This window comes from Coprococcus sp. AF16-5 (assembly GCF_003479365.1).
Taxonomy (GTDB): Bacteria; Bacillota; Clostridia; order Lachnospirales; family Lachnospiraceae; genus Coprococcus; species Coprococcus aceti.
The window spans coordinates 150,575-157,971 of sequence record NZ_QUGZ01000006.1 but is presented as its reverse complement, the minus strand read 5'-3'; the positions used below and the strand labels follow the sequence as shown (position 1 = coordinate 157,971).

General features: G+C 32.4%; 7 protein-coding genes. All 7 read right to left on the bottom strand.

Features of this window, described 5'->3' with window-relative positions:
* Nucleotides 1-59: 59 nt before the first annotated feature.
* Nucleotides 60-791, bottom strand: a complete 732-nt coding sequence (locus DWW70_RS13400) for a helix-turn-helix domain-containing protein (protein WP_118650039.1) — start codon at nucleotides 789-791, stop codon at nucleotides 60-62.
* A gap of 22 nt (nucleotides 792-813) precedes the next feature.
* The gene (locus DWW70_RS15355) at nucleotides 814-945 is read right to left on the bottom strand and encodes a hypothetical protein (RefSeq protein WP_279220218.1); all 132 of its coding nucleotides are present in this window, start codon (nucleotides 943-945) and stop codon (nucleotides 814-816) included.
* 272 nt (nucleotides 946-1,217) lie between these two features.
* Nucleotides 1,218-2,120: a sugar phosphate nucleotidyltransferase gene (locus DWW70_RS13395; RefSeq protein ID WP_118650038.1), complete on the bottom strand. Its 903-nt coding sequence runs from the start codon at nucleotides 2,118-2,120 to the stop codon at nucleotides 1,218-1,220.
* Nucleotides 2,121-2,333: 213 nt separating this feature from the next.
* The gene (locus DWW70_RS13390) at nucleotides 2,334-3,746 is read right to left on the bottom strand and encodes a lipopolysaccharide biosynthesis protein (RefSeq protein ID WP_118016830.1); all 1,413 of its coding nucleotides are present in this window, start codon (nucleotides 3,744-3,746) and stop codon (nucleotides 2,334-2,336) included.
* A 12-nt stretch (nucleotides 3,747-3,758) separates the two neighbouring features.
* Nucleotides 3,759-5,072: a polysaccharide pyruvyl transferase family protein gene (locus tag DWW70_RS13385; RefSeq protein ID WP_158576567.1), complete on the bottom strand. Its 1,314-nt coding sequence runs from the start codon at nucleotides 5,070-5,072 to the stop codon at nucleotides 3,759-3,761.
* Nucleotides 5,073-5,083: 11 nt separating this feature from the next.
* Entirely contained in the window at nucleotides 5,084-5,989 is a 906-nt protein-coding gene (locus DWW70_RS13380; RefSeq protein WP_118016832.1) for a glycosyltransferase, read from the bottom strand.
* Nucleotides 5,990-6,005: 16 nt separating this feature from the next.
* Complete coding sequence (locus DWW70_RS13375; RefSeq protein WP_118016833.1) at nucleotides 6,006-7,376, bottom strand: O-antigen polymerase; 1,371 nt, start codon at nucleotides 7,374-7,376, stop codon at nucleotides 6,006-6,008.
* Nucleotides 7,377-7,397: the final 21 nt, after the last annotated feature.

The following is a 7,397-nucleotide window of genomic DNA, read 5'->3' as shown; positions in this document are numbered from 1 at the left end:
AATAATTTCCAGCTAATCTATGGTTGACTTTTCATAGCTGGTCTCCTTTCCTGGAAAAGTCAGAATGTATCTTTTGCAACACTTGCAATGACATCTTTCACCATACTTTCAGTAACTTCAATACCATTACTCTCCATCTCGTGAATCTTTTTCTGAACTAATTCTACAAACATATTCGTTTGCTCTTTTTGTGCTTGTGTTCTTTTTCTATTATCATCTATGATTGCATTCCTGCGGTTTACAAGTTTCACGTATACATCTTCGTACTCATATGGTTTACTTTCAGTAGGAAAGTTCTTAAAAGCATCATAAAGGTATGCCAAATACATCTTTTCTTTCTCCATAATATCCGATTCGTCAACTAGTCCATTCAAGAACAAAAAGTAATCTGCAACATATCTAAATATTTCTTCTTTATGGTAATTGGATATCATAATATTTATATATCTGTAGATATTTGTTGAATGACTATGTACCATATCATTTCGCATATTTCTTAAAACAGACATAAATAAGTCGGTATCTTCTGGCTCAAGTTCACTTACATCATATTTCTCATCTTGAGAAATCAAATTGCCAACATTTGAAATCATCTCTATAAATTCATCTTTTGAAAGCAATGTATCGCCAAACAAGGAGTCAAAAATTAGTTCATACTTTTTCTTTGACAACTTGCCAGTCTTTTCATACTGACTAATATATGAATCTAATGTTGGTCGAGATAGATGTAATCTATTTGCAAGATCCGTCTGTGTTATACCAATTCCTCTCAAGTACCTTTTTATATCCATTTTAATTTATCCTCTTATAGTATTATTTTTTCTTTGTTTTTGCCTGCGAAAGAGCACTTGCTGCTACAATCTTTGATTTGGAGCCATATCTCTTATCTCTAAGCACAGCTGATGCTACCTTAGCAACCCTTTCTGAGGTCTGCTTTTTATTCATGTCCTTTTCTCCTTTCCTAGTACTCCCCAAGAAGAACACGAACTTGACAAACAAATCTACAGACCATAAAATATAAATTGCTATGTTTATTTTTAGGGCCTTGCTGCTTGTCCAAGTACGAGGCTCTTTTTGTTTGCAATTAAATTATATGCGTAAAATGTAAATTTGTCAAATTAATGTTGATTTTTACATTTTTGTTTGTTTTACTTTTTACATAAAATTGCCAGCCCTCCCGAGCTGGCAATCACATCACATCCATATAAATATCCTATCTACAAATCCCCAAACAAATCCTTCTCATACACACCGTCCTCAATCATCCCCTTAAAGCTCTCCTTAACAGCCTCAACATCTTCCTTATACGTCATACCATACCAGGTATCATTCGTCCGGAGAACCTTAACCGTCATCTTCTTCTCATCCAGAAGCTCTCCTATGAATGTAGGAATAAGAAACTCTGCCTTAAGTGGATCACCAGGAACCTCCGTCTCAAAGGACTCCGCAAATTCTGCCTCCAACATATCCAGGAATTCCGGTGTCAGTCCCCACATGTTCATGGACACTAGAGACTCCGTATCAATGGCTATGCCGTCCGCAGCTGCACCATCCGCAGTCTTGACGATATTCTTGGTCTCCACCACCTCTGTCAGATTATTCTGATCGTCCATCTTGCAAATGCCTCTGGTCACACCACCATTATCAGACAATGTATTCTTGAGTACGAATCCAGCCATACATGACTGTCCTCCGTTCTCCAGATACTCATGAACCAGTCTGAAGCCTTCCTTGCCATAATAATCATCTGCATTTATCACGACAAATGGTGTCTTCAGCACGGCTTTAGCAGCAAGCACGGCCTGTCCTGTTCCCCATGGCTTAGTTCTGCCTGCCGGCAGCTCCCCCGGAATATCCTCAATATCCTGAAATGCATAATCAACCGTAACACCAGATTTCCCGCAAATGGCAGCAATCCGATCACCTATAACAGATCTAAATTCTCTCTCAATATCCTTGCGGATAATAAATACAACATGATTAAATCCTGCCTCTATGGCATCATGGATTGAATAATCCATGATAATGTGCTGACCATCATCTACAGGCTCCAGCTGTTTGATTCCGGTTCCAAATCTTGAGCCGATTCCTGCCGCCATTATAAGTAAAGTTGTCTCCATTTGTTTTCTCCTCATTAGTAAGTAATAAGTTTATGTTCATCTTTATTATCTACAAATAAACTCAAATAATGATATATACTATTTGTTACTATCGCAACTGCCCCAATTGTTTTAGTACAGCACTGGCATATTTAAATAAATATATACACATGAAACTTAGCTTAACATTATTCACAGAATGTTCACTTGCACCTGGCACCTCAGGCATCTATTCTACTTTCTAGCAAACTTACCCATCACCTTTTTCCCAAGGGCTACAACTGTATTTCTATTAAACACCCAATTATAAGTAGTCATAATTATAAGCGATATCATCCATCTTATTATAGAAAATTCCATATTAAAAATAGATACAAAAATTATTGTAATCAGCCCTCCAACAATAGATTTTAAATTGTATTTTATTGTGACATATTTTTTTATATCAATAGCTCTATATACGAATATAATCGCATAAGATATTATTGTAGATAGCGCAGCTACTATAACACCAAATTGTTTCATAAAAAATAAATTTATTAACACATTGATCACCGCACCTACTGCCGAAGAAACGCCTACATCTTTTGTTCTTTTTTCACCTATATAAATTGATCCTAAAAAAGATACTAAACTACTAAAAAAAACACCTATATATAGCCAAGGCATAAGTGAGTATGCATTATTATACTTGCTATTTATTAAAATCTTAAAGATAATTGGACCTACACATATAAGTAACAACATAAGTCCTACCATAACATTATAAAAGCTTTTAAAAAAAAGCGAATAATAATCACTACTTTTCTCATCCTTTGTAAGTTTTGATGTATTCTCAGTCCATGCTAAATTAAAAATGCCATAAAAAGAATTAAACAAATTAGGAACCTTATTCGCAACAGCATATACCGCAGTCACTTCTACTCCAAGCATTCCCGAAACAAAAAATCTATCTGACAAATTAACAATCCACAAAGCAGCGGAGCTTATAACCATTGGTATGGAATATGCTAATAATACCTTCAATACTTTTTTATCAAAACTGGCTAAACATATATATGAATACAACTTATCCTTTACTAGCAAAAAAACTGCTGATAAGACATAGGAGATAATCATTGACACAACAACATTATATATACTTAGTGTCTTATTCAATAATAATTCGCACACTAAAACAGCCAAAAAACATACTGAATAACATATATATGCCATAGAGTACGAAACATTGTCTCCTAACCCTCTCACTGTTTGCCCAGCCCAAGTCAATAGCATTTCAAAGAAATATGCAAGGAAAAAAATTGTTGACAGATAGATACTTTTTGTATATAAGTACCAACACCCCACTACAGGCAATGAAAAAATTACGAATATCAATATTAAGAAATAAAAACTATCTGTGATAATATTTTCTTTATTTATTTTATTCTCTATCAGGTATCTAAATACTCCTTGCTGAATCTGGAGACTAAACATCGGTATACAAAAACTTGCAACACTTATGGTGAGCTCATACAATCCATAATCTCTCTGTGTCAAATATGTTGTTAAAATAGGTAATATAATAAAGGCCAAAAACTTAGGAACGATTTGCCCAATTGATAATATCAACGTACTTTTTAGCAACTCACCATTTCTATCTTTCATAATCTATTCCTCTTATTTAATCAATTCACTTATAGTTTGAGCATTATCACACAATTCCTTTGCTCTATTCCGAATTTTATCTCTAGTCTCATCTCCGCCTTGGATAACAATACTTGTGTCCTGAACAATACTCATAATTTCTTCATCAGACGGCAAAACAGGATATTCAACAACATTCTCGTATTTTAATAATTCCTGAAGACTTTTTGTTTTATGTGAATTGGAAGCCATAAATACACATGGAGTTCCGCCCAATGAGGCTAAAATAGCCGGATGATATCGACCTGAAACAAAGGCTCTTGCATTTGCCAAAATTTTTCCTGCTGCAATAATAGGCGTGTCTATGGGAATCAATTTTGTATTTGTTTTCTCTGCTACCTCCCTTAAAAAATAATCCCCTTCACAAACCTCAACAACGTATATTTCCTTTTTTAGTGTTTTTAATTTATTAACTAAATTACAGTATGTCATTACTATTTTATCTTTATCCTTTGTTTCAAGGCTAAGAGATGACGAACCAGCCACGCAAATATACTCTTTAGTAAAATCATAGCTATTAAATGTACTATCTGTAGCACCTGACGGTCCCATAAAATACCTACCATTATTTATATTAAAACCATCATTTATGTATTTATACCAAGTAAATAATGCATCTGGTCTCAATTCGATATGTGAATTGGAAAAATATTTTTTCGCATAATCCAATGACTCGTATTCTCTAATCTGTACGACTTCACATTTTGCAAATAATTCTTTAGCAATCTCAATTGTCTTCATATTAGTTGCTGTATATGGATCATCTGACAACATTCCATTTAAATAGTAAACTTTTTTTCCCATTTTTAAAGCCCAATGCATTAACATCATTTCAACTAGGCATTCTCTCCATGGCGGTGTTGCAAAAATAAACGAACCTTCACCGTTTACCACCAATGCATCAAAATCATATTGCGTTAAATCAAATTCCTTTAAATTCGGATTAGCAGGCAAGCATCTAAGTAGATTATCTATAGACTTATCCAAATCATATCCAATAAAATCAAAATTGCTAAAAAAATATTTATGTCTTTTTATCATTCTTGCAAACAGATAAAATCCTGTTTTTAATGAATCCCAGTTTTTTATTCTTCCTAATTTTTCATAAAATTTCTTTGTATAAATTTTGTGAAAAAAAAGCTCACCATTATCAAAGTTTGTGTATTTGCCAGACACAACACCTACTATTTCATTTTTCTCAGAAATTAATTGTGATAATGCCGTGCTTGTTGCTCTACAGCCAAAATTTCCACGATTTCTATTATCACCTACATATACAACCTTCATCATATTCTCCTTTAAAGTTTCGCTCCAGGATAATAAACCTCTGATATCCCCAATTTATTATTTTTTGCATCTTTAATTGCCTGCTTTTTCATTTCTATAAGTGGTCGTCGCGCAGGAATTAAGTAATCCCTCAACATAGATATCCTTAACATCATTATCTTATTTTTAAAATATCGAATATTATAGTTATACTTTATTGATAACAAATTATTTCTATATCCATAATACTTTTTCCAATTTACACCTGTATTTGCGCTATCAACATCATGCTTCACAATAATGTCTGGGTAAAACAAAATTTTATATCTTTTTCCCATTCTAATTCCATGCTCTGTGTCATCATACCACAAGAAAAAGTCCTTATTGGGTAATCCGATATTCCACAATGAGCTTGTCCTTATTGCTGTTCCCACAAATGAATATGTTGATAATTCAACACATTTTCTATTATAATCAGTATCAGGCAGATTTTTTTCCTTAATTCCCAATACACCTTCTTTTATCACTCTTCTGTGATAATAGCCTAACCCATCATTTTCTTTTACAGTAGCACAAATCGCCCCTACGTTGTCGTCTGTTGATGTTGCATATCTTTTGATTTTCTCTATCACATCATCATCTAAATACGCATCATCATCAGAAATATAAATCCAGTCAGAATCATATTCTAAAGCTTTCTTTAATCCAGCATAAAAACCACCAGATCCACCTGTATTATTTGGCAAAAATATTAGTTCCTTTTCAAATCCATGATTTATTTCACACCATTCATTTAAAAATTCTATTGTACCGTCATTTGAATGGTTGTCTACTACTATCATTTTATCTGGCAGGGTTGTTTGGTTGACATACGACTTCAGTGCAGTCTTTAATTTGTCAATTCTATTGTATGTAACTAAAACACATATAATCTTCATATATCGATTTTCTCCTTTATTCGCGTCTAACCTTGTGAAATATCAGTTTTCTTTTTCCTCCTAAATTCACTCTAATGTAAGAATCTTCAACCAAATATAAATACATTATCATTATCCATAATACTTTTAAGATCATTTTTAACTGTATCACATTTTGAAAAAATCTTGATGCAAAAAAGCTGAAAGCTATAGATGCCCCCATATATATATATATAACTAACTTATAATTAACCATACTTTGGTTGTATTTTATGCTCATAAAGTATTTTTCAGAAATCCATCCTATAAAAAAAGTGAAAATAAAAACTCCAATTATTCCAAAATCTATATAAAAATTATAATAAGTCGTGAAAACATTACCTAAATTATGCCCTTTATTTGTAAAGACAAAAAAGTTTCCAACCATACCATTTTTATATCCCAATTGTATACCTAATATAGATTCTATATCATTATATAAACTCTTTAATGTTTCTGCACAGAAAAATGTACTTCGTTTATCTATATTTTCAACATAATAATTCAAATTATATATCTGTGAACCTATGTATTGTGTAAACACATCACTTTCATCTACTGCAGTCTGATTTCGTCCCATCAAAGGTAATACTGCAAAAAATGTAATACCCACTATAACAATTATAATTGCAACCTTTATTATCTTTGACATCGAAAATATTTTCCTATCAGTTTTAAAAAAGTAAACTATTCCAAAGCTAATCAACAATGAAGCCAATATTTCTAAGATAGGGCCTCTTGAACCGCCTAAAAAGTTTGTTAATATTGAGACGACATAACCTATTATTAATAATACTGTGCTTATATGCTCCTTAAGTAGAATTTTTCTTGCAATTAAATATGCAAAAAAATACCCTGCAATATAGTTCATTTGTAACAACAACTGTAACCAAAATGGCAACCCCAACGGATCTCCATCTCCATCAAATTTACCATTTAACATAATATGATTAATTGCCTCAATAACCGAGCATCCATGCCTAACCCCCCACAAATATACCATAACTAAATATATAGCGAAAAAAACCGTTTCCAATAACACTAAAAAAGCTAATTTTCTGTTATTTACTCTATTGCTCCCTCCCCCTAAACTAAATAACACTCTTTGGGTTTTTTCATGTCTCTTTACACATACAATTTTTTTTGCAACTAAACAACCTAATAGAAAAGCAAGCTCACCTAATATAAGAATACCACTTGTTTTCATTCCCAACTCAAAATTCCACTTGTTAGAATTTAAACCTGCTATTATATAGCAAATAAGAAATGGTATATAAAACAATCCATAAGGTCCATACCATTCCTTACCCAATATACAATAAAATGGAATAAACATTATAATTGAAATAATTATCACTATCCAAATCATTTGTATATAAACTCCTTTTAA